Source organism: Streptomyces sp. NPDC056296 (assembly GCF_042268605.1).
In the GTDB taxonomy this organism is placed as follows: domain Bacteria; phylum Actinomycetota; class Actinomycetes; order Streptomycetales; family Streptomycetaceae; genus Streptomyces.
Window position 1 is genome coordinate 53,566 of record NZ_JBHJRX010000005.1, and the last position, 19,882, is coordinate 73,447.

The following is a 19,882-nucleotide window of genomic DNA, read 5'->3' on the forward strand; positions in this document are numbered from 1 at the left end:
ATCGGCGCCGGATCCGCCGGGCTACGGCCGGCGGTGGTAGGCGGACAGGTGCTGGAAGGGGTAGGTGTGGCGCCAGTCGGACCCGGTGTCGTTGACCGTGCAGCCCGCCAGCTTCAGCCGCTCAACGATCTTGCCGAGCGCGGTCCCGGAGCCGTCGAAGCGGATGACGTTGCGGCCCGCGATGTCGGCGATCGGCCGCAGGCCGCCGACCTCGACGATCAGCGTGCGCTTGGGGTACGCCATCAGCACCATGCCCAGCTCGATCAGGACGTTGGGGCGCGGCTGGCACACGGGCCGGGTCTCGTGGTCGGGCTCGTTGTGCCCTTGCAGGTCCGGGTGGAGTGAGACGACGTCGTCCGGCGTGAGCAGGACGAGTGCCGCCTGGGCCTGCGCCGGAGCGCCGGCGACCACGTCACCGAGGAAGGGCGAGGCGTGGCCGGTCGCTCTGACCAGGTCCTCCCACTCCTTGGGGCGCAGATCGAGCCGGCGCAGCAGCTCGTACATCTCGCGCCGTACCTGGTCGTCGCGGCCGTGGACGACGAAGACGCTCCGCGCCCGGTCGGCGTCGCTCGGCAGCGCGGCCGGGTCGGGCCGCCACCCGCCGGCGTGCGGCTGCCCAGCCGGTCCGGACGGTCCGGTCGGCGCGGTCGGCGCGGTCGGGCCGGACGGCGCGGAGTGCACCGGGGAGTTGTCGCCGAAGGTCTGGGTCGTGCCGCTGTTGCCGACGCTCTGGTTGCCCCCGAAGTTGTTGTTGCCGCCCTGGCCGAAGCTGTTGCCGTGGAACTGCTGGCCGCTCATGCCGGTCGTGCCTCCCTGGTGATGCCGGAGTTGTTGCCGAAGGTCTGGGTGGTGCCGGTGTTGCCGACGCTCTGGTTGCCGCCGAAGTTGTTGGTGCTGTGGGCGCCGAAGTTCTGCTGGAGGATGTTGGTCTGGTTGGCCTCGTGCTCACGGGTGTCGACGTCGTGGTCGCTCAGGAAGTCACCGACGATCTGCAGCAGATGACGCTCGATGATCTGGATGTACTTGATCGCGTCCGTTTCCTGGAAGAAGTGGTGGAAGTCGCTGTTGGGCGCCAGTTCGCGGACGCTGGTGAGCGCGCCGCAGTCCACGACGGTCAGCGCGTAGCGGCCGAGTTGGAACTCGCTGGTGTCCGCCGGCTGGCGCACCAGCGTGCGGACGGTGTCGGAGCCGGAGCGGCTGGGCAGCCGCTCGCGCAACGGGTTGGTGATCAGCCGCAGGAGTTCGCCGGGCGCGCTGCGGGTCACGTCCCAGGCGATGCGCCACATGAGCCTGCCGTCGATCGTGGCGGGCAGCCGGTCGGCGAGGTGGAAGCTCTCCGGCACGGGACCGAGCACGTAGGTGTAGAACTCGGTGTGCAGGGTGCTGCCCTTGATGTCGAAGCCGATGAACACCGAGGTCACCAGCTCCTGTTGCCACGCTCCGATCCGGACGCACAGGTACTCGCGGCGGGCGTCGTAGTCCTCCCGCCAGTGTTCGCCGGTGTGGCCGGGGCCGGGCGTGTCGAGGAGCGCGTCGACGGAGTCGTCGCCCTCGGTCGTACGGACGGCCTTGGCGAACCGGCGCCGGTCGACGGAGAGCAGCTGGATCCGGTCACTGGGGGCGGGTCTGTCACGCAGTTCCGCGAGCAGCTGCTCGCAGACGCGGTCGGTGATGTCCCCGACGGTGAAGGGGATGATCGGTTTGCGCTCCGCCGGTCCGTGGTCGTCGCCCGCGCCGTCCGCGGGTCCGTGCTGGGCGGGGACGTGCCCGTTGAGCAGGCCTTGGCCGAGCACGCCGTTGCGCGGCACCGGGGCGCCGAGCAGCAGCTCCGCGTTGGCCCACCGGCGGATCGAGTGGCCGGCGCCGACGAACGGCTTGTAGCCGCCGTAGTACACCGTGCCGGAGGCCTGCTCGCGGTCGATCTTGCCGACCAGTTCCGGGGTCAGGCGCGAGGTCATCGGGTAGCCGCCGTTGAATCCCGTACGGTCGTCCGCCGGCGGCGCGAGGTGCTCGGCGAGGGTCTGGAGGACGGCGAGCCGGCGCAGGAACATCGTGGCCCAGGCGAGCCAGAAGACGAGCAGGGCCGCCGAGACGCCGGTGAGCAGCCCCGCCGCGAGCAGCAGCGCGATGACGGCGGTGCCCGTCCAGAGGGCGATCAACTGGTTGCGGCGCAGGTTGTGGGCGGCGAGGGCGTGCGCCAGTACGGGCGCCGCGTCGTAGCCGTAGGAGGGGGCCACCACCCGGTATCGGTGGGTCAGCAGCTCCCGGATCACGGCCTTGCGGTAGACGGGGTCGAGGTAGGTGCCCGCGCACAGCAGGCGGGTGGCGTTGCTCGTCGCGTCCGGGGGCGGCGGGGCGGCGTGGGTGGTCATGGTTGCTCAGTTCCCTTCCCGCATGTCCGCCGAGGTGATGACGCCGTCGGTCACCGTGTAGGTGCCCTCGTACGTCGTCCGCGAGCCGTCGGTCTCCCAGGCCACGACCGTGAGCGACACCTCGTCGCCCGTCGTGCCGGTCACGGTGACCTCGTCCCGTTCGGTCGTCTCGAAGCCGGCGACGAAGTGGTCGTAGTCCGCGTCGAGGTTCTTGCCGCCCAGCTCCCAGGCGGCTTGGAAGTCGCGGTTGTTGATGGCCTCGAAGTACGCCGTCACCGTCGCCTCCGGCCCGTTCCCGTCCCCGTCCCCGTCCCCGTCCGTGAACGGGGAGTCGGCGGGATCGTCGGTCGCGTCGCCGGTGGCCGTGCCGTCGGCGGCCGTGTCGTCAGTGGTGTCGTCGAGGGGCGCGTCGGTCGTCCGCTCGTAGGTCCCGTCGGTCGGCTCGTCGGTCGTCCCGTCGTCCCAGGGCGACGTGTCCTGACCGGTCGGGCCGCCCAAACCGTCCGGGTTGGTCCCGTCGTCATCCATCCCGTCCACCCAGTCCGGCAGGGCCCCGCTGCCGTAGAGCCCGTCGGTGGAGGGCGCCCCTTCGTCGCGGCCGGTCGTGGCGAGCACGACGGCCAGCACGACTATGAGGACGAACGGGATCGCGATGACGGTCAGGGCCTGGTTGCGTACGGGTCCGGGCGCGAGTGCTAGCCCTGGTGCGGGGTAGGAACCCCGGGCGCCGGGCGGTACTCGTGTACTACTCATCTGTCACCTCATTGCCGCCGGTATCCGGCTGAGCGGATACGGCACGCGCCCCGAGTGGGCCGATGTGCCTTGTGCATCGCCCGATCCGACCAGGGGCAGCGCTTCCGAAACCAGATTTCTCGGCTTCCGATGCGCTTCCGATCGGCTTCCGCTATGAGGTGAGTTCCGGGCCGGCCGGACCTGGCGCCGAGTTCGGCGCGGCTCCTGCCCACGGGCAGGCTGAAGACGGCGAACGGGCCCGTACTCACCAAGGTGCGAGGTGAGTACGGGCCCTCCCCCAGCCTTCGGCCGGGGGCGCTCCCAAGGAGCCGGTCCGCGTGAGGCGGTCAGACGATGGTCTTCACCGACTCCTGGTCTTCGTCGTCGTCCCCGGTGCTCCCACCGGCGTTCCGGGTGCGGACGAACTCCAGGAAGGTGTTGAGTTCGCGCTTGACGACGGGGGCGAGGAGGTAGAGGCCGATGATGTTGATGACGGCGAGCGAGAAGAGGAAGGCGTCCGCCAGGTCGATCAGGGTCTGCAGCGTCAGCAGCGAACCCGCGATGGCGAAGAGGGTGTAGACGACCTTGTACGTGATCTCGCTGGCCCGGCTGCGGCCGAAGAGGTACGTCCACGACTTGAGGCCGTAGTAGCCCCAGGTCAGCACCGTGGAGATCGCGAAGAGCAGCACCGCGAGGGTGAGGATGTACGGGAACCAGGGCAGGACCGTCTCGAAGGCGTCGGAGGTGATCGTGACGCCGCCGATGTCCTCGCCCGCGCGGGCCTCGCCCCAGCTGTCGGGGTTGGCGATGACGATGGTCAGCGCGGTCATGGTGCAGACGACGACGGTGTCGATGAACGGCTCAAGCAGCGCGACCAGGCCCTCGCTGGCGGGGTGCTTGGTCTTGACCGCGGAGTGCGCGATGGGGGCGGAGCCGAGACCGGCCTCGTTGGAGAAGGCGGCCCGCTTGAAGCCGATGATCAGCGCGCCCAGCACACCGCCGACGACGCCCTGCGGGTTGAACGCGCCCTCGACGATGCGGACGACGGCGTCCGGCACGGCGGTGATGTTGACCAGGATCACGATCAGGCAGGCGAGGATGTAGATGCCGGCCATGGCGGGCACGAGCCTGCTGGTGACGTTGGCGATGGAGCGGATGCCACCGAGGAGCACGATGCCGACGATCGCGGCGACCAGGATGCCGAAGAACAGGGCACCGGCGGAGGAGCCCAGCGCGCCGTCCTCGCCGCCGGCGACCGAGACCAGCTGTGCGTAGGACTGGTTGACCTGGAAGAGGTTGCCGCCGAAGAGGCCGAAGAACAGGATCAGGAAGGAGGCGAGAACCGCGAGGATCTTGCCGAGGGTCTTGCCGTTCTTGCCGAAGCGCTCGGCCAGCCCCTTGGGCAGGTAGTGCATCGGGCCGCCGGAGACGGTGCCGTCGGCGTGCACCTCGCGGTACTTCACGCCGAGGGTGACCTCGACGAACTTGGTGGCCATGCCGAGCAGGCCGCACAGGACCATCCAGAACGTGGCGCCGGCACCGCCGATGGAGACGGCGACGGCCACACCGGCGATGTTGCCGAGTCCGACGGTGCCGGAGACGGCGGCGGTCAGCGCCTGGAAGTGGTTGACCTCACCGGCTGACCCCTCCTCGTCGTACTTGCCCCTCACCACGTCGAAGGCGAGTTTGAACTTGCGGAGCTGGATGAAGCCGAACCAGCTGGTGAAGACCAGACCGGCCACGACGAGCCAGGCGACGATGAGGGGCAGGTCGGCTCCGCCGACGGGGACGGTGTAGAAGACCACCTCCCCCAGCCACTCGGCTATGGGCTCGAAGAATCCGCTGACTGCTTCGTCTACGGACTGGGTGACGGAGTCGAGTGACACTTGGCTACCTCGATGACGCGGGGCTGGCGGGCTGGGGAGTCTCGCCGGGATGAGCGGTCTCTGAGTCTCTGAGCGAACGTCGTTGTCCGGTGGGCGAACCTGTACGCACGGTCCGGTTTCGGACCGTGATCGTTCCGGGCTGCGACGCGTATGCAGGCCGGCCCTCCGCGGAACGGCAGTCGACCGATCCACCTGCGGAGTTGCGTTGTTCTACCACGCCTTTGCCGAACTTTTAGTGATGCAAATCACGTAACGGTTCGTGACCAGCGAATGTCCCAGCAGGTGAGACCGGACCGTTATCCGGACCGCGGGATACGTGGTGTGGGCACGAATATGTGGGCCCGGGGTCGGGGCCCGGCCGAGGCCCGGCCGAGGACAGGGTCGGGACGCCATAGGAATCCCCTATAGCGCCTGCTTGAATTTCGTCTTTGCCTCTCATTCTTTTCCGAACGTACCGTGAAGCAGCTCGACGAAGTACTTCCGTCGAGCAGGATGAATGCGAATGCGAGCGCGAATGCGAAATCGAGAGGAATGATGGGCGTGACCACGATCGGAAAGAGCTCGGAAACGCGAGAACTCGCGGGGAAGCGGGCCCTGGTCACAGGTGGTTCTCGCGGAATCGGAGCGGCCATCGTGCGCCGGCTGCTCGACGCGGGCGCCGAGGTGCTCACGACCGCCCGGTCGGAGACGAGCACGGTGCCGGAGGGAGCCGCCTTCGTGGCGGCCGACGTACGGACACGGGCCGGAGCGGAGGCACTCGCCGCGGCCGCGCAGGAGGTGCACGGCGGGGTGGATCTCCTGGTCCACAACGCGGGCGGGGCGCGACCGCACCAGAGCGCCTCGATCATCCCGGACGAGGAGTGGCAGGACGCGCTGGACCTGAACTACCTGGCGTCGGTGCGGCTGGACTCGCTGCTGGTACCGGGGATGCGGGAACGGCGTTCGGGGGTGATCGTGCACGTCTCCTCGGCGGCCGTCCCCCTCACGCCACCACCGTTCCTGCACTACACGGCGGCGAAGGCGGCGCTGGAGAACTACAGCCGGGGACTGGCCTCGGAGCTGGCCCCCTTCGGAATCCGGGTCAACACCGTGACTCCCGGCAGAGTCGCCACCCCCGGCGGCGAACTGACGCGGGAGCAGTGGGCGCGCCTGGACCCGGCACAGGGCCAGAACGGCACCGCCGTGCCGCTGGGGCGCGACGGCCGGCCCGACGACATCGCCCACGCGGCGCTGTTCCTCATGTCCGACCGGGCGAGCTGGCTGACCGGCAGCAATCTCGTCGTGGACGGCGGTGAATTCCCCAGGGGCTGACGCCGGCGAATTTCCGCAACGCCAGTATCCGAATAGGAAAACAAAGAATCCAGGGCACCTGTCTCCCCGTCTCCTTCCTTCCCGCCGTCAGGAAACCGGCGAGAAGAAAGCGGATGTGTGCCAGGTCTCCTGGCGCAGGAGTTCGAGCAGGGCCGTCTCCGCCGCGCCCGCGCCGTGCCGGAGCGCGGCGACGACGGGCTGGGACACGACCGGGAACACCGGACGCACGAGGTGATCGTGCCCGTGGGGCACCGCGGACGCCGGAACGAGCGTCACCCCCAGCCCGTGGGTGGCCCAGCGCACGGCCGTCGCCGTCTGGGACACGCGGGCGACCGTGGTCGGAGTCAGCTCGTTGTCCCGCAGCACGTCCCGCAGGACGCCGTCGAGCGCGCTGTCGCGGTCGAACCTCACCCACGGTTCCCCCTCCAGTTCCCACAGCTCGACCCGGTCCGCGGCGAGCAGCCGGTGCCCGGCGCCCAGCACCACGACGAACTCCTCGTCGCCGAGGTGGTGGGCGTCGGCGGCACCCTCCTCGCACGGCGCGGCCACCAGGGCGAGGTCCACCACGCCCCGGCGCCCCAGCCGCTCCAGTTCGGCCGGGTTCGGCTCCTCGAAGACGGTGACCTCCAACCGCGGGAAGCGGCGCCGCAGCGCGCCCAGGGCGCCCGGCAACTGTCGCGCGCCCAGGCCCTCCTGCACGGCGACCACCAGCTCGCCCACCAGCTCACCGGCCCCGGCCCGCGCGGTCGCCCTCGCCCGCCGCGACGCGCTCACCGCGACCTCCGCCTCCCGCAGGAACGCGCGGCCGACCACCGTGGGCACCAGCCCGGTGGGCGTGCGGCTGAACAGCTCCACGCCGAGTTCCCGTTCCAGGCCGCGGATCTGCTGGGACACGGACGGCTGAGCGACGTGCAGCAGCTCCGCCGCCGCCGTCACCGAGCCCTCCTCGGCAACGGCCAGGGCGTACTCGTACTGACGAAGGCTCATCGGGCCCGGTCCCCTCCCTGCGGTGGACCGCGGTCCATCCCGTCGTGGTGATGAGTCCCACAACACGGGAGGCGGGGTCTTTACTCCTTGCCCGCGACTCCTTGCCCGCGACTCCTTGCCCGCGACTGCTTGCCCGCGATCGTGCGGTTCCGCGGGACCACGAGACGAAGCCGCGCGAGGTCTTCGCGGACCGAGCGCGTCCGCGCCGCTCACCACGCCTCCGAGTCGTCCACCGTCGGTGGGGCGGGCCGGGGTCCGTCCCGGGTCGCCCCGCCGCGTGCCGCCCGCAGCCGCATCGCGAGCAGGGGCAGCAGGAGTACGGAGATCATCGCGGCGCCGACCAGTGAGGCGGCCCGTTCCGTGCCGAGAATCCTCTGGTCCACGCCGATGGTCGTGATGGCGACGACGAGGGGCAGGCAGGTGGAGGCGAACAGCGCGAGGGCGGCCCGGTCCGTCCGGGACAGGTCCTTCGGGGCGAGGAGGTACACCGGTCCGCCGCGCACCAGCAGGCACAGCAGCAGGAAGCCCGGCACGAGCAGCAGGGTGACCGGGTCGTCGAACAGGGCGTCGAGGTCGAACTCGATGCCGGTGACCACGTAGAACAGCGGCACGAGGAAGCCGAAGCCCATGGCCTCCACCTTGCCGAGCACCTCTCCGCCGACCGCTGGGACGGACCGGTGCAGGATCAGCCGGGTCAGGACGCCGGCGGCGAAGGCGCCCAGCAGTACGTCGAGGCCGAAGACCTCGGCGAGGCCCAGCATGCAGGCCAGCAGCAGCATGACGAACCGGACCGCGAACTGCGCGCTGCTGTGCAGGGTTTGCTCGGTCAACTGGCCGAACCACGCGGGCCGGGGCCGAAGCGCCCAGAAGACGGCTACCGCCGTGATCGCCCCGAAGGCGACCAGCAGGGCCGCCGACTCCGCCGGCCGGCGTCCGCTGAGCAGCAGTGCCATGGCCACGACGGGGCCGAACTCGCCGACCGCGCCGAACGCCGACACCACCGTTCCGAAGCGGCCCTTCAACTGCCCCCGGTCGCGGAGCATCGGCAGAACCGTGCCGAGCGCCGTACTCGTCAGCGCCGTGCCGACGACGAACGCCTCGAACACCTCACCGCCGCTGATCAGGAAGCCCATCGCGATGCCGAGGACGAGCGAGAGGGGCCAGGCCCACAGGGACCGGCGCAGGGTGTCGCCGCGGACGGCGGCGAAGTCGATCTCGTAGCCCGCCAGGAAGATCAGCATGGACAGCCCGAGATCGGCGAGCGTGTCGACGACCTCGTCGGGATGCGCCCAGTCCAGCACCTGCGGGCCGATGAGGATGCCGAGGGCGATCTCGAAGATGACCAGCGGGACGCGGACCCGGCGCCCGGTGACGTGGACGAGGAGCGGCGCCAGTACGGCCACGGCGAGGATGAGGACGAGGGTGCCGGGGTGGGTCATGAGCGGCCGCCGGCCGCCGGGGGAGGGGGTGCCGAGGAGAACCGCGCGCCGGGAGACTTCTGGGGCATCGGCGCCTCCCTCGCGGACGGGCATGCGGAGGCCGTCTGTGCGCGCCGCCAGTGCCACTCTCACTCGCCGGGGCGGCCGGGACTACCCGGTGTACGCCGTCGGGAGGAAGAAGGAGAGGTCGCCTGGCCACGCGCCGTGATCACCGCCGGATGGCGTCCTGAGCAAGGCGGTGATCCGGACACCCCCTAGTCGCGCCGCGCGATCAGCGCCGCCACTCCGTCGAGCACGACCTCGAGTCCGAACTCGAAGTCGGCGTCCGGCTCGTCCGCCTGGTCCAGGGCGTTGGATTCGAGGACGCGCGTGACGGCCGGGTGGCGTTCGGGGTCGGTGAGGGTGGCGAGGGTGCGCCGGTAGCGGCGCATGACCTCTTCGGGGCTGTGCCCACGCGCCGTGATCGCGGCGTCCAGGTCGGACATCAGCATCGCCTCGTTGCGCACGTAGCCGCTGACCAGCATGAGCACGCCGAGTTTCGTGGCCTCGTCGAGCCCGGTGCCATCGAGGACCGCGAGGCCGTGCTCCATCCACGCCACCGACTTCGGGCTCGCGGGCGGCCCGGAGACCGGGATGCGCAGGAGCCACAGGTTCTCGTGGAAGACCGCGCGCTGCGCCCGCGCCCAGCGGGTCAGCCCCGTGCGCCACTCGGCGCCGTCGGGCAGTGGTCCGGGGGGCGCGGGCATGACGGTCTCCTGCATCAGGATGTAGAGCTCGTCCTTGGCGCCGACGTACCGGTAGAGCGACATCGGCGAGGCGCCCAGCTCCTTGGCGACGCGCCCCATCGACACCGCCCCGATGCCCTCGGCGGCCGCGACGCCCACCGCGGCGGCCACGATGCGGTCCAGGCTGAGTCCCGGCTTCGGCCCCTTCGAGGGACGGGCCTTGAAACCCCAGGCCGTCGCGAGGCTCGCCGGCAGGCCGGTGTCCTCGTCCGCTGCCATCCGCGTCGCCTCCCTCTGCGCCGAGGCCGCTCCTCGGGCCTCCGCCTTGACGTACATCCTAGTTCTGCGTAACCCTTACACAGTAATGCGTATGGATTACGCAGTAAGCAGTCAGGGAGAGGCAGTCAGGGAGACGTGGCCATGTCCGACGCACCCGCCATCGAGGCCACCGGCCTCCGCAAGACCTACGGAAAGGTCGAAGTCCTGCGCGGCCTCGACCTGACGGTGCCGCGCGGCACCGTGCACGCCCTGCTCGGCCCGAACGGCGCGGGCAAGACCACCACCGTGCGCATCCTGGCCACGCTCACCGAACCCGACGGGGGCACCGCCAGGGTCGCCGGGTGCGACCTGCGTACCGAGCGGGCCCGGGCCCGCCGCGCGATCAGCCTCACCGGCCAGTTCACGGCGGTCGACGAGATGCAGACCGGCGCGGAGAACCTGCGGATGATGGCCCGGCTCGCCCGCCCCCGCGGCGGCGCCCGCGCCTCCCGCGCCGCCGCACGTACCCGGGCCGTCGAACTTCTCGACCGTTTCGACCTCACCGACGCCGCCGACCGCCTGGTCAGGACGTACTCGGGGGGCATGCGGCGGCGCCTCGACCTGGCCGCGTCCCTGGTGGGCGATCCCGAGGTGATCTTCCTGGACGAGCCGACGACGGGCCTCGACCCGCGCAGCCGCCAGGAGCTGTGGAGTGTGGTGCGCGAGCTGTCGGCGCGGGGCACGACGGTCTTCCTGACCACCCAGTACTTGGAGGAGGCCGACCGCTTGGCGGACCGTGTCGCCGTGCTGCACGGCGGCGAGCTGGTCGCCGAGGGCACCTCCGAGGAACTGAAGCGGCGCGTCGCGGGGCACCGCCTCGACGTCGTCCTGACCGACTCGGCCGCCTATCTGCGCCTCGCGTCACAAGCGGTGTACAGCGAGCCCGAGACCCGCACCCTGGGCTTTCCCACCGACGGCGGCGCGCCCCAGGTACGGGCGCTGCTCGACGCGCTGGACCCCGACGGCACAGCGATCGAACGGTTCTCGCTGCACACGGCCACCCTCGACGACGTTTTCCTGGCCCTCACGACACCCGCGCACCAGGAGCCCAGCCATGTCTGACGCACTCATCATGACCGGCCGCTCCGTCCGGCTCAGCCGCCGCAACGTCGACGCGCTGATGACGGCCATGGCGCTCCCGGTGATGCTGCTCCTGATCTTCGTGTACTTCTTCGGCGGAGCCATCAACACCGGTACCGACTACGTCACTTACGTCGTCCCGGGCGTTCTGCTGCTGTGTGCCGGCTTCGGCTCCGCAAGCACCGCCGTGGCCGTCACCGAGGACCTCAAGAACGGCATCATCGACCGCTTCCGGTCCCTCGACATCGGCGGCACCCCCATCCTGGCGGGCCACGTCCTCGCCTCCACGGCCCGGAACCTGATCGCCACCGCCCTGGTCCTCGCACTCGCCTTCGCGATCGGATTCCGCCCCTCGGCCGGCCCCGGCGGCTGGCTCGCCGCGATCGGCCTCCTGGTCGCCTACATCGCGGCGCTCTCCTGGCTGTCCGCGGCAGTGGGCCTGCTCGTCAACTCCCCGGAAGCAGCCGGGGGTTTCACCTTCTTCGTCAGCTTCCTGCCCTACCCGAGCAGCGCCTTCGTGCCGACCGACACCATGCCGTCGTGGCTTCAGGGCTTCGCCACCCACCAGCCCATCACCCATGTCATCGAAGCGGTGCGCGGACTGCTGCTCGGGCAGCCGGTGGGCTCGACGGGGTGGGTGGCGCTCGCTTGGTGCACGGGCATCCTCGCCGCCTCGGTGGCTGTCTCGGGAGTGCTGTTCAAGCGGCGCGCGGTCTGAAGGCCGTCCCCTCACCGGGCATCGGAGGGCCGGCGGGGGAGATGCTGGTGCTTCCCTACGAGTGACACTGCGCTGCGGCGGCCCCGCAGGGCCCCGGCCGCAGCGGCATCCTGCGCCTGGCGCCCCCGCTCACCATCACCGAGACCGGCGTCACGGCGGCCCTCGCTGCCGGGATCGCACTCACCCGCCGTGCCGACCGCACCACGGAGCCGGCCGAAGCGGCGAACCCGCCCGGCGGGCACTCCGCTGCGCATGGCCGGCGTTGTTCTTGTCTCTCGACTCGATGGCTGGCGGTGTCCGCGTACCGGAAGCCGCCGCTGAACCCGCCGGCCGAGTCCGACCGTGCGCTGTGGCTCGTACAGGCACGGGCAGGCACTGGCACGGCGGTGGTACGTGGAGATCACCGCCGTCGGCAAGGCGGTCATTGCCGTCCTGCCGCTCAGGCCACCTACGATCAGCCAGCGACAGGCTCTTGACGACGTCCCACCGGTAACAGCGGCCCTCGCGCCGCAGCTCCACCAATCGCACCTCTTGGACAGGCAGATCAACCGGGGGAAGGTCCCGGAGCGCGGTGACGGCTTCGAAGACGGGGGCAGCGGGGCGTGACCGGTTGTTGTAGGCCAGGCTCAGGTGCGGGCGGAACAGCGCGGTCGGCTTGCGGGGAGGCAGCCCCGGCGGCGTCATGGCTTCGCCCAGGGCCGCGTGCAGCGCCGGCACGGGGATCCACGGTGCGACCGACAGGCGTACGGCTCCCCGAGAGCCCGCGAGCGGGACGGCTCGCAGCCGGAAGGCCGCCGGGAGCCGGGGCGTCGCCGCACTGATGACGTCATCGAGGCGGCCCGGCGACGCACGCGTCCGCGCCGTCCAGCCGGGCCGGTCCCAGTGATCGACCATGCTCTCCACGGCGTCGAAGGCCGCCTGGTCATGCGCCGCGATCACCGCCGGGTCGGTCAGGTCGGTCGGCGGGCGGGCAGGGAAGGTGGCGGGATCGGCGCTGAGTGGGATATGCGGCCAAGACACCCGGCGAACTCCTTACTGACACCCCGCCTCGGCAGACGGGAGCCGAAAGACCCGCCCAGACCCCGGGAAACCCCAGCTCAGGGCCACACCAGGCAATACGGCTGATGCCCCGCCTCATGCAGCCGATGGCTGAAGTCCTGCCACTCGTGCAGCGATTGAGGGCGGCGGGGCGCTGACCTGGGGCTTCTCGGCGAAGTGTGTGTTGACCTGGGAAAACATGTCTCCCGAGTTCTCACCGGTCAACGCCGTTTCACAGGCTCATGTGCCCCGGATGTGCCCTCGAAAGTGATCGGCTGGCCACGGGGGGTAGGTGCCGCGGTGTGGCTTGCGGGGCGGCAGTCCGCGGTCGTCAGCAGCCCGTGCGAAGGCTGGGGCGAAGCTATGCACCATCCCTGGGCCGAGTTGCCTAATCGCCGAGGGCGCGAGCTCCAGCGGAGAGGGCTGCGGCTTCGTCGGTTGGTGGAGGCCCAGTTGAGGGACCGGTCCGTGGATCATCTGTACCAAGTGGCCATGGACGCGTCATAATGGCGCGATGGGGCTTTCGTTACCTGACCCGAAGGGTCACCAGCGGGACGTCGTCTTCCTGAACGAACGCGGTCACTGCGTCGTTCTGGGCACGGCGGGCAGCGGCAAGACGACGATGGCGGTCCACCGGGCTCATTATCTGGCCACGGCCCCGGGTATCGGAGGCCGTACCCTGTTGGTCACCTTCAACAAGGCTCTCGTAACCTACCTCAGGGGTATGAGCGCCGCGTCTACGAACTTGCAGATCGAGACCTACCACACCTTCGCGCGCGGCTATCTCGCGCATCGCACCAAAGCGCCGGTGCGCATATGCAAGTCCAAGAAGCAAATGGTTGAGCGGGCGGTGGGGGAGGCTCGTGAGCGCCACCCCTCCCGGGCCGTGATTCACCGCCCGCTCGATTTCTTCCTGGATGAGCTGCATTGGATGGTCGGGCACGGCATAGTCGACCAGCAGACGTATGTGGAAGGCCGTGCCCGTCGGGTTGGCCGGGGCAGGCCACTTCAGCAGCCCGATCGTGAAGTCGTCTTCGAGGTCTACCAACGGTACGTGCAGTTGCGTGCCGAAGCCGGGTACGAGTACGACTTCGACAACATGGCGTCGACGGTCCTGGCCGCCCTGAAGGTTGATCCCACCAAGCGGCTTTACCGGCATGTCGTCGTCGATGAGGGCCAGGATTTTACGCCCGAGATGATTCGAAGCCTGGCAGCGGCCATTCCTGGCGACGGATCACTGACGTTCTTCGGCGATTACGCGCAGCAGATCTATGGGAGCCGGATGTCCTGGCGCGCCCTGGGCCTTCATGTGTCAAATGTCGTGGAGTTCGCCCACAACTATCGCAACAGCCGTCAGGTCGCCCAACTCGCCCAGTCCCTCTCGGATATGCCGCACTTCAAGGATGACGTCGATCTGGTCCAACCGACCGGTGCGGCGGCCGACGGCCCGAAACCCACGATCCTGGAGACCGCAGGTAAGGAAGAACAGCTCGTTCAGGCGGCGAGCAACGCCCTGGCGCTGGGCGCGGACCGCCAGGTCGCCATTCTTATGCGCACCCGGGACCACGAGGACAAACTAAGGTCTCTCCTCGACCGCGGTCGTGTCCCCATTCACCGCCTGCACCGTGAGCTTGCGCGGTGGACGGACGAGCCGGGGGTGTTTTACGGAACCTACTCTGCGGCGAAGGGCTTCGAGTTCGACTCGGTGATCCTCCCATTCTGTGATGCGGATGAGCTGCCGAAACCGAGTGAGGTGGAGGCCCACGGCCTCGACGAGGCCAAGGCGCGCGAGGCCCGGCAGTCGTACGTGGCCATCACTCGGGCTCGTACAGACCTCATCATGCTGCACTCGAGCAAGCTGACCGGTCTGCTGCCGCAGGAGATGTCTGACCTGTACGTGCGGGTGAGCTTGTGAGTGACGTCCTTGAGCAGGCCCGGGCCCGTCGTATCACCCGTCTGTGCCATCTCACCAAGTCGGCCAACCTGTCCCATATCCTCGAAACCCGGCAGATACGTCCCGTGGCCACCCTGCAGACGGCTGCGGACGCCTTTCGGCCTGCCGATACCCAGCGCCTGGACGGCGCACTGGAGTTCACCTTCCTGAGCGTGGAGTATCCGAACACCTGGTACCTGGCCCAGGCAGCGAGCCGGGACCGCCATTTTCAGGACTGGGTGGTTCTCACGCTGGACGTCGATCTGCTCGCCACTTCCGGCGCACGCTTCTGTCCCTACAACTCCGCACGAGACAGGAGCGCCGGCGCCCGGCTAGGTGCCAGCGGCTTCAATGCCATGTTCGCGCCCACGGTGACCGGCAAGGTGACTCTGCGGCGAGAAAGTGGGCACCCGTCTTGGTGGCCCACGGACGACCAGGCAGAGATCCAGATACCCGGGATCATCCCACTGTCCGCCGTACGCTCTGTCATCGTCCGGGACGAGAAGCAGGCAGAGCTGGAGCACTTCAGACATGCCCAGTTCGGGATGGCGGTTCTGCTGCCACCTCTGGTTGTCGCTCCCGTGCTCTTCGACAAGTACGCCCTGAGCCGCTCGGTGCGCTCCGGCAATCGGCCACCGGAGAGCCCGTACATCCCCCGAACAACTCTGGCAGAGTGAACACGTGAACGCTGAGCTTCACCCACGGACCGGCAGAGCCTGCGGCATGCTCCTAGGAGCAGCCGTCGGGGACGCCATGGGCTGGCCCTACGAGCGGCGGGACCGGACTCGCTCACTTCCGCCACTCAGCCAGGTCGCGGGTCGGTTTTTCGCCTGGCAGCGAATGGCAAGCAGCCGTTTCCGCCCGATCCTTGAGGACATCGGGCCAGGCGAGTACAGCGACGACACACAAATGCTCATCGCCGTGGCTCGTGCTCGCCTCACCGCAGGAGACGACTGGCTTACCTGGTTGCAACGAGTCGAGTGGCCCTTCCTCCTCGATTACGAACGTGGTGCCGGGGCCAGCGTCAAGCGTGCCTGCCGCGCCTGGGAGAAGCATGAATCGGCCTGGGGCAAGAGGGCCGACGACCAGGAAAAGTACTTCAGTGCTGGGGCCAACGGCGCGGCCATGCGCATCGCGCCGCACGTCATAGTCCACCACGAGGGTTCCTTCGGCGACCTGGCGCATGACGTGGTCCGCGACGCCGCGACGACACACGGGCACCCGCGAGCCCTGCTGGGTGCCTTGGTGCATGCCTATGCCCTGTGGACCAGTTTGCGGCAACCCGCGCCATTGGCTTACGGCTGGCTCGTCGAAGCAACACTGGACGGTCTGAAGGACTGGCGGGAACCGGTGTGGCAGGGGTTGGACAGGAACTGGTTGGATGCCGCTGCGAAGGCGTTCCCCGGCGGCTACGAACAGGGCTGGGACGACGCCGTGCGGGAGGTGGAGGACCTCCTCACCAGCGCACGGTCCTCACTGAACAGCGGCGCGCTGAGTGCGCCCTCCGCCTTTCTCGAGCAACACGGCCTCACTCGGCCGAAGACGCGTGGGTCGGGGACGTTGTGCGCGGTGGGAGCCATTTACCTCGCGGCCCGTTCGGCCGCCAGCCCGGAGCGTGGCATCGGTGTCCCCGCGCGCCAGGAGGGCGCGGACACGGACACACTGGCATCCATGGCCGCCAGCCTGCTTGGCGCAGGTCTGGGCCAGGAATGGCTGGGCTCGTTCGGGCGAACTGTTCAGGATGCGGCCCTGCTCGTCACGCTGGCCGAGAATCTGCTCACTCCTGTCTCTCCGATCCTGTCCCTGCCTTCTCGCGCCGCGGCCGGCGAAGCTCGGTCGCGGTTCATCGAGAAGCTCGACAAGGCCGACAGCCGAGCTGATCTGCTGCTCCCGGACCGGCGCCAAGCACGCGTGGTCGCAGCTGACACCCTGACGTCCGGCAAGTGGACGGCGCGACGTACACATATCGTCACCACGGACGGTCAGAACCTTTTCTTTATCCGCGGGATCCAGCGGGCGGAAGCGGAATTGGAAGGTGTCGAGGAAGCCCCTCGTGCCGATGCGGAGCCGGCTGACGAGCATCGATCGGTCTGGCCACCGAACCAGGTCCGGCTCCAAGGTGCCTATCTGCCCGTCGCCGACATCGGACGCGTGACGGCGGCCCTGTCCGCCCTCGGGCTGAGCGCGCACCGTCGCGGAAGCGACTGGGTCTCTTACGAGAATCTCGTAATCAGGAAGGCACACACCAGCAAAGTCGCTACGGGCGTTCCGGGCGCCCAACTTCGGGTTGCCATCGACGATGTCCAAGCGGCTTGGGAGCGTCTGCGCAGGCTGGGGTTCGACGGAGCAGTGCAACGCGAGGGCGGCGCCCTCTGGGCACAGATCGACCCGTACCTGATCGTCGCCGTCAACAACGCCGAGCCGCCCGCTCGCCCATGAGCGAAGGGGACCGTAGGTCAGCCCATTTCCTCACGGGCGGCCTTGAGGTCGTCCACCAGAAAGACGTCTTGAGACCACTGCCCTGGCCATGCGGCGAGTACCAGGTCCTTCGAGCCTGCCTGCGCCAGCAGCGCTCGCTTTTCGGTTATCCGCGTCGCCTGCGTAACGACCCCCTTGGCGTCGACCCGGATGAGGGTCACGGTTTGCCCGCGCCAGGGAAACGCGCCCTCCACACCACTCGTGCGGCGGAGGGCAGAGGCGTCGAAGTCAGCAAATCTCGGCATGTCGCGAACTCTAGTACGATATTGTGTGCTTGGAAGTGCTTCCTCTGTCTTCGTGCCCTCGTCCAGGCTCTCGCGGGTGGAGCCCGAAAGCCCCCGCGCGCGAGGAAGGTCCGCTCACGGCCACACCAAGCAATAGCGCTCCGCCTCATGCAGCCGATCTAGACCGGGTGAAATGGGTGGGCTACCTGAGGTGAAGTATTACCTCCGCCGCATGGGCAACATGCTCGTCTCAGCCGCATCGCGCTGCGTTGCTGGTCTTCGTGCGCCGTCGTTGCCCGCGGCCCGGATGCGGTTCTGCCATCTAGCGAAGGGCAGCGTTCCACTTAACACCGAGTGCTGGGCCTCGGGACGCGATGGGTTGCTTTGACACCTCAGTTCAAGGCGAGCTCACGAAAGGTGTTGCGAACCTCGGTCAACGGGTCACGTTCCCTTGTGTAGTAGAGCTTGTTGGTCAGGAGTACCGCCCAGCGGCACCTGGTGGGGGAAATCCACATGCCTGTGCCGGTGAAGCCGTAGTGGACCCAGGCGTCCTCGTCGGCGGTCGTGCCGGGAGCGGGGTGCCAGAACAGGCCGCGAGCGGGTTGGAGATGGCCCGTCTGGATCGTCAGGGAGCGGGTGATCCACTCGCTCTCGAAACCAGCCCGGAACTGGGAAGCGGCAGGGGCGAGCATGTACTGGAGGAAGGCGGCGAAGTCGTCGAGGACGGTGAAGGCGCCGGCGATGCCGCAGACGCCGCCCAGGAGGCGGGCCGAGAAGTCGTGGGCGACTCCCTTGAGGTGGGTGTCGGTGTCCTGGTCCAGTTCGGTGGGCGCGCAGCGCGCCGCGAGGCTGGCGGGCAAGGGACCGAAGCGGGTGGAGGTCATGCCCAGTGGGAGCCAGGTGCGGGCGGTGGCCAGTTGGTCCAGGGGCTGGCCGGAGAGGTGTTCGGCGAGGTATCCCAGGATGAGGGCGGCCCGGTCGGTGTACTCGACTGCCTCACCCGGAGGTCGGTAGAGCTGCTCGTGGAGGACGCCTCGGCGGATCTCCTCACGGTTGGTGCCGTAGAGGTTCTTCAGCTGGGCTCGCAGTGGGACGCCAGCGGTGTGCGTCAGCAGATGCCGGGCGGTGACGGCTCCGAGTGGGTGCCCGGTGACCTCCTGCCAGAAGCTGCCGAGCGGCTGGTCGAGGTCGAGTGTTCCGTCCTCGTACAGGGCGCCGGCGGAGGACCAGACGGCCAGGATCTTGGTGAGGCTGGCGGCGTCGAAGACGGTGTCGGTGCGCATTGGCACGTCCGGCTCGTCGGGGTCGAGGACGCCGGTGGTGCCCTGGGCGAGGGTGCCGGTGGCGTCGCCGAGGGCCCACACGGCGCCCGGGTACACCTTGTCGCGGACGCCCTCGTCCAACAGGGCTTCGATGCGGTCACTGTCGTACGTCATGGTCTCCCTTTTCGCCGGGGCGTCGCGCGGTCAGCGTAGTGACGTTCACAAGGTGGGTCGGGCAGCGACGTGTTGTGCCGCCCGGGAATCACGTCAGGTGAGCTGGCGGCCGAGGTCGTTCAGGGACCGTGCGGTCGCCGAGAGAGGATGGCGGGCCGCGTTCGCGTAGCCCGCCTGTCGCAGGGCGGTCAGCAGCCCAGGCGTCTTCCTCAGCCGCTCGAGGTCGCGCGCCAGAGCGGCGGAGTGGGTGAAGTCCGTGGCCATGCCAGATGTGGCGAGCGCTTCGCTGAGGCCGGGTACGGGCTGGTAGAGGACGGGCAGTCCGCACGCTTGGGCTTCCAGTGCGACCAGTCCCATGGCTTCCAGGGTGGTGGACGGCATGACCAGTACGTCGTGTTCGGTGAAGGCTTTCCACAGCTGTGGGCGGCGCAGCCAGCCGAGGTAGCGGACTCGTACGCCGGCGCGTTGCAGCAGCGGGGCCAGTGCGTGGAACTGGGCTCTGGGCGCGCCGACGCTCAGCTCGACATCGGGGACGGGAGCCAGGCTCTTGATCAGGGTCTCGCCACCCTTTTCGGTGGTCAGGCGTCCTGCGTACAGGAGCCGCAGGTGGCTGGTGGAGGTGAGTGCCGGCCGGGCGAGCGGTGTGGTGAGCAGGTGGTCGGGGATGCCCCAGGGGATGTGGGTAATCTTGCGGCGTTCGATCTGTGGGGCGAGCTTGAGGAGGCGGTCGGCCATTGCGTTGGTCGGGACCACGATGGCGTCGGCGGCCCTGGCTGTCTCGCGCAGCACCTGGAGCTGGTCTCGGTGGGTCTCGGCGAAGATCAGGTCCGTGCCGTGGACGAGGGCGATCCGAGGATGTGCGGGCAGAGCGCGGATGAGGGCAGGAGTGGCGCCAAATGCGAGGTGCTGCAAGTGGAGGACGCCGATCTGCGTGGGATCGAGTATGGCTGTGAGCGCTCTGCGCAGGGTGGCGACGTAGCGGCTGAAGGCCGTTCCTTCCAGACACTTGCCTGCTACGGGGAGCACGCTGAGTCCGGCGGGTGCCCGGGGAGCGTGACCAGGTGGTGCGAGCATGAAGGCGCGTGCCGGGATGAGGGGTTGTCGGCCGGTGTAGAGGTCGATGAAGAGCTCGACGCTGCCGCCGGGGCTTCCGACGGGGAGGTCCAGGAAGGTGGCAGCCATCGGGCCAGTGGCCGAGCGGGCGT

The 19,882-nt window shown here is 69.1% G+C and carries 17 protein-coding genes; 6 read left to right on the forward strand and 11 right to left on the reverse strand.

Annotation, left to right across the window (positions count from 1 at the left end; translation table 11 throughout):
- Positions 1 to 21: 21 nt before the first annotated feature.
- The 4 genes from ACFCZF_RS05180 to ACFCZF_RS05195 all read right to left on the reverse strand — a co-directional run bounded on the left by ACFCZF_RS05180 (position 22) and on the right by ACFCZF_RS05195 (position 4,990).
- Positions 22 to 798 (reverse strand): TIR domain-containing protein, encoded by a 777-nt coding sequence (locus ACFCZF_RS05180; protein ID WP_376670489.1) that lies wholly within the window; start codon positions 796 to 798, stop codon positions 22 to 24.
- A complete protein-coding gene (locus ACFCZF_RS05185) occupies positions 795 to 2,372 on the reverse strand; it encodes a hypothetical protein (protein WP_376670490.1) in 1,578 nt (525 codons plus the stop codon). The genes ACFCZF_RS05180 and ACFCZF_RS05185 overlap by 4 nt, the downstream gene beginning before the upstream one ends.
- A gap of 6 nt (positions 2,373 to 2,378) precedes the next feature.
- Entirely contained in the window at positions 2,379 to 3,125 is a 747-nt protein-coding gene (locus tag ACFCZF_RS05190; RefSeq protein WP_376670491.1) for a hypothetical protein, read from the reverse strand.
- A gap of 326 nt (positions 3,126 to 3,451) precedes the next feature.
- Positions 3,452 to 4,990, reverse strand: coding sequence for an alanine/glycine:cation symporter family protein (locus ACFCZF_RS05195; RefSeq protein WP_376670492.1), 1,539 nt, complete (start codon positions 4,988 to 4,990; stop codon positions 3,452 to 3,454).
- A gap of 534 nt (positions 4,991 to 5,524) precedes the next feature.
- Here ACFCZF_RS05195 and ACFCZF_RS05200 point away from each other — a divergent pair.
- A complete protein-coding gene (locus tag ACFCZF_RS05200; protein WP_376670493.1) occupies positions 5,525 to 6,301 on the forward strand; it encodes an SDR family oxidoreductase in 777 nt (258 codons plus the stop codon).
- Between the two features lie 87 nt (positions 6,302 to 6,388).
- Here the strand turns inward: ACFCZF_RS05200 and ACFCZF_RS05205 are convergent, their stop codons facing one another.
- The 3 genes from ACFCZF_RS05205 to ACFCZF_RS05215 form a co-directional block, all read right to left on the reverse strand.
- A complete protein-coding gene (locus ACFCZF_RS05205) occupies positions 6,389 to 7,288 on the reverse strand; it encodes a LysR family transcriptional regulator (protein WP_375918718.1) in 900 nt (299 codons plus the stop codon).
- A gap of 209 nt (positions 7,289 to 7,497) precedes the next feature.
- On the reverse strand, positions 7,498 to 8,727 hold the full coding sequence (locus ACFCZF_RS05210) for a cation:proton antiporter (protein WP_376670593.1): 1,230 nt from the start codon (positions 8,725 to 8,727) through the stop codon (positions 7,498 to 7,500).
- A gap of 254 nt (positions 8,728 to 8,981) precedes the next feature.
- Entirely contained in the window at positions 8,982 to 9,731 is a 750-nt protein-coding gene (locus tag ACFCZF_RS05215) for a TetR/AcrR family transcriptional regulator C-terminal domain-containing protein (RefSeq protein WP_376670494.1), read from the reverse strand.
- Positions 9,732 to 9,872: 141 nt separating this feature from the next.
- Between ACFCZF_RS05215 and ACFCZF_RS05220 the strand changes: the two genes are divergently transcribed.
- Both ACFCZF_RS05220 and ACFCZF_RS05225 read left to right on the forward strand, forming a co-directional pair.
- Positions 9,873 to 10,832, forward strand: a complete 960-nt coding sequence (locus ACFCZF_RS05220; RefSeq protein ID WP_376670495.1) for an ATP-binding cassette domain-containing protein — start codon at positions 9,873 to 9,875, stop codon at positions 10,830 to 10,832.
- Positions 10,825 to 11,568 (forward strand): ABC transporter permease, encoded by a 744-nt coding sequence (locus ACFCZF_RS05225; RefSeq protein ID WP_376670496.1) that lies wholly within the window; start codon positions 10,825 to 10,827, stop codon positions 11,566 to 11,568. Before ACFCZF_RS05220 ends, ACFCZF_RS05225 begins: the two co-directional genes overlap by 8 nt.
- A gap of 180 nt (positions 11,569 to 11,748) precedes the next feature.
- Here the strand turns inward: ACFCZF_RS05225 and ACFCZF_RS05230 are convergent, their stop codons facing one another.
- On the reverse strand, positions 11,749 to 12,588 hold the full coding sequence (locus ACFCZF_RS05230; protein ID WP_376670497.1) for a 2'-5' RNA ligase family protein: 840 nt from the start codon (positions 12,586 to 12,588) through the stop codon (positions 11,749 to 11,751).
- 532 nt (positions 12,589 to 13,120) lie between these two features.
- On the opposite strand from ACFCZF_RS05230, the gene ACFCZF_RS05235 reads away from it, so the two are divergent.
- The 3 genes from ACFCZF_RS05235 to ACFCZF_RS05245 are packed head-to-tail and all read left to right on the forward strand — an operon-like array spanning position 13,121 to position 16,978.
- Complete coding sequence (locus tag ACFCZF_RS05235; RefSeq protein ID WP_376670498.1) at positions 13,121 to 14,521, forward strand: UvrD-helicase domain-containing protein; 1,401 nt, start codon at positions 13,121 to 13,123, stop codon at positions 14,519 to 14,521.
- Positions 14,518 to 15,216, forward strand: coding sequence for a DarT ssDNA thymidine ADP-ribosyltransferase family protein (locus ACFCZF_RS05240; protein ID WP_376670499.1), 699 nt, complete (start codon positions 14,518 to 14,520; stop codon positions 15,214 to 15,216). The genes ACFCZF_RS05235 and ACFCZF_RS05240 overlap by 4 nt, the downstream gene beginning before the upstream one ends.
- Positions 15,217 to 15,262: 46 nt before the next feature.
- Positions 15,263 to 16,978: an ADP-ribosylglycohydrolase family protein gene (locus ACFCZF_RS05245; RefSeq protein WP_376670594.1), complete on the forward strand. Its 1,716-nt coding sequence runs from the start codon at positions 15,263 to 15,265 to the stop codon at positions 16,976 to 16,978.
- Positions 16,979 to 16,995: 17 nt separating this feature from the next.
- On the opposite strand, the gene ACFCZF_RS05250 is transcribed toward ACFCZF_RS05245, so the two are convergent.
- From ACFCZF_RS05250 to ACFCZF_RS05260, 3 genes are all read right to left on the reverse strand, one after another.
- Positions 16,996 to 17,262, reverse strand: coding sequence for a hypothetical protein (locus ACFCZF_RS05250; RefSeq protein ID WP_376670500.1), 267 nt, complete (start codon positions 17,260 to 17,262; stop codon positions 16,996 to 16,998).
- Between the two features lie 371 nt (positions 17,263 to 17,633).
- Complete coding sequence (locus ACFCZF_RS05255) at positions 17,634 to 18,677, reverse strand: serine hydrolase domain-containing protein (RefSeq protein WP_376670501.1); 1,044 nt, start codon at positions 18,675 to 18,677, stop codon at positions 17,634 to 17,636.
- Positions 18,678 to 18,770: 93 nt separating this feature from the next.
- Positions 18,771 to 19,859, reverse strand: coding sequence for a glycosyltransferase family 4 protein (locus ACFCZF_RS05260; RefSeq protein WP_376670502.1), 1,089 nt, complete (start codon positions 19,857 to 19,859; stop codon positions 18,771 to 18,773).
- Between the last annotated feature and the right edge of the window lie 23 nt (positions 19,860 to 19,882).

Bases quoted from the DNA above. Each gene is read 5' to 3' on its own strand.
- ACFCZF_RS05200 (WP_376670493.1), top strand. From the start codon at position 5,525: ATGGGCGTGACCACGATCGGAAAGAGCTCGGAAACGCGAGAACTCGCG.
- ACFCZF_RS05180 (WP_376670489.1), bottom strand. From the start codon at position 798: ATGAGCGGCCAGCAGTTCCACGGCAACAGCTTCGGCCAGGGCGGCAAC.
- ACFCZF_RS05215 (WP_376670494.1), bottom strand. From the start codon at position 9,731: ATGGCAGCGGACGAGGACACCGGCCTGCCGGCGAGCCTCGCGACGGCC.
- ACFCZF_RS05205 (WP_375918718.1), bottom strand. From the start codon at position 7,288: ATGAGCCTTCGTCAGTACGAGTACGCCCTGGCCGTTGCCGAGGAGGGC.
- ACFCZF_RS05190 (WP_376670491.1), bottom strand. From the start codon at position 3,125: ATGAGTAGTACACGAGTACCGCCCGGCGCCCGGGGTTCCTACCCCGCA.
- ACFCZF_RS05235 (WP_376670498.1), top strand. From the start codon at position 13,121: ATGGGGCTTTCGTTACCTGACCCGAAGGGTCACCAGCGGGACGTCGTC.
- ACFCZF_RS05260 (WP_376670502.1), bottom strand. From the start codon at position 19,859: ATGGCTGCCACCTTCCTGGACCTCCCCGTCGGAAGCCCCGGCGGCAGC.
- ACFCZF_RS05210 (WP_376670593.1), bottom strand. From the start codon at position 8,727: ATGACCCACCCCGGCACCCTCGTCCTCATCCTCGCCGTGGCCGTACTG.
- ACFCZF_RS05245 (WP_376670594.1), top strand. From the start codon at position 15,263: ATGCTCCTAGGAGCAGCCGTCGGGGACGCCATGGGCTGGCCCTACGAG.
- ACFCZF_RS05255 (WP_376670501.1), bottom strand. From the start codon at position 18,677: ATGACGTACGACAGTGACCGCATCGAAGCCCTGTTGGACGAGGGCGTC.
- ACFCZF_RS05225 (WP_376670496.1), top strand. From the start codon at position 10,825: ATGTCTGACGCACTCATCATGACCGGCCGCTCCGTCCGGCTCAGCCGC.
- ACFCZF_RS05185 (WP_376670490.1), bottom strand. From the start codon at position 2,372: ATGACCACCCACGCCGCCCCGCCGCCCCCGGACGCGACGAGCAACGCC.
- ACFCZF_RS05220 (WP_376670495.1), top strand. From the start codon at position 9,873: ATGTCCGACGCACCCGCCATCGAGGCCACCGGCCTCCGCAAGACCTAC.
- ACFCZF_RS05250 (WP_376670500.1), bottom strand. From the start codon at position 17,262: ATGCCGAGATTTGCTGACTTCGACGCCTCTGCCCTCCGCCGCACGAGT.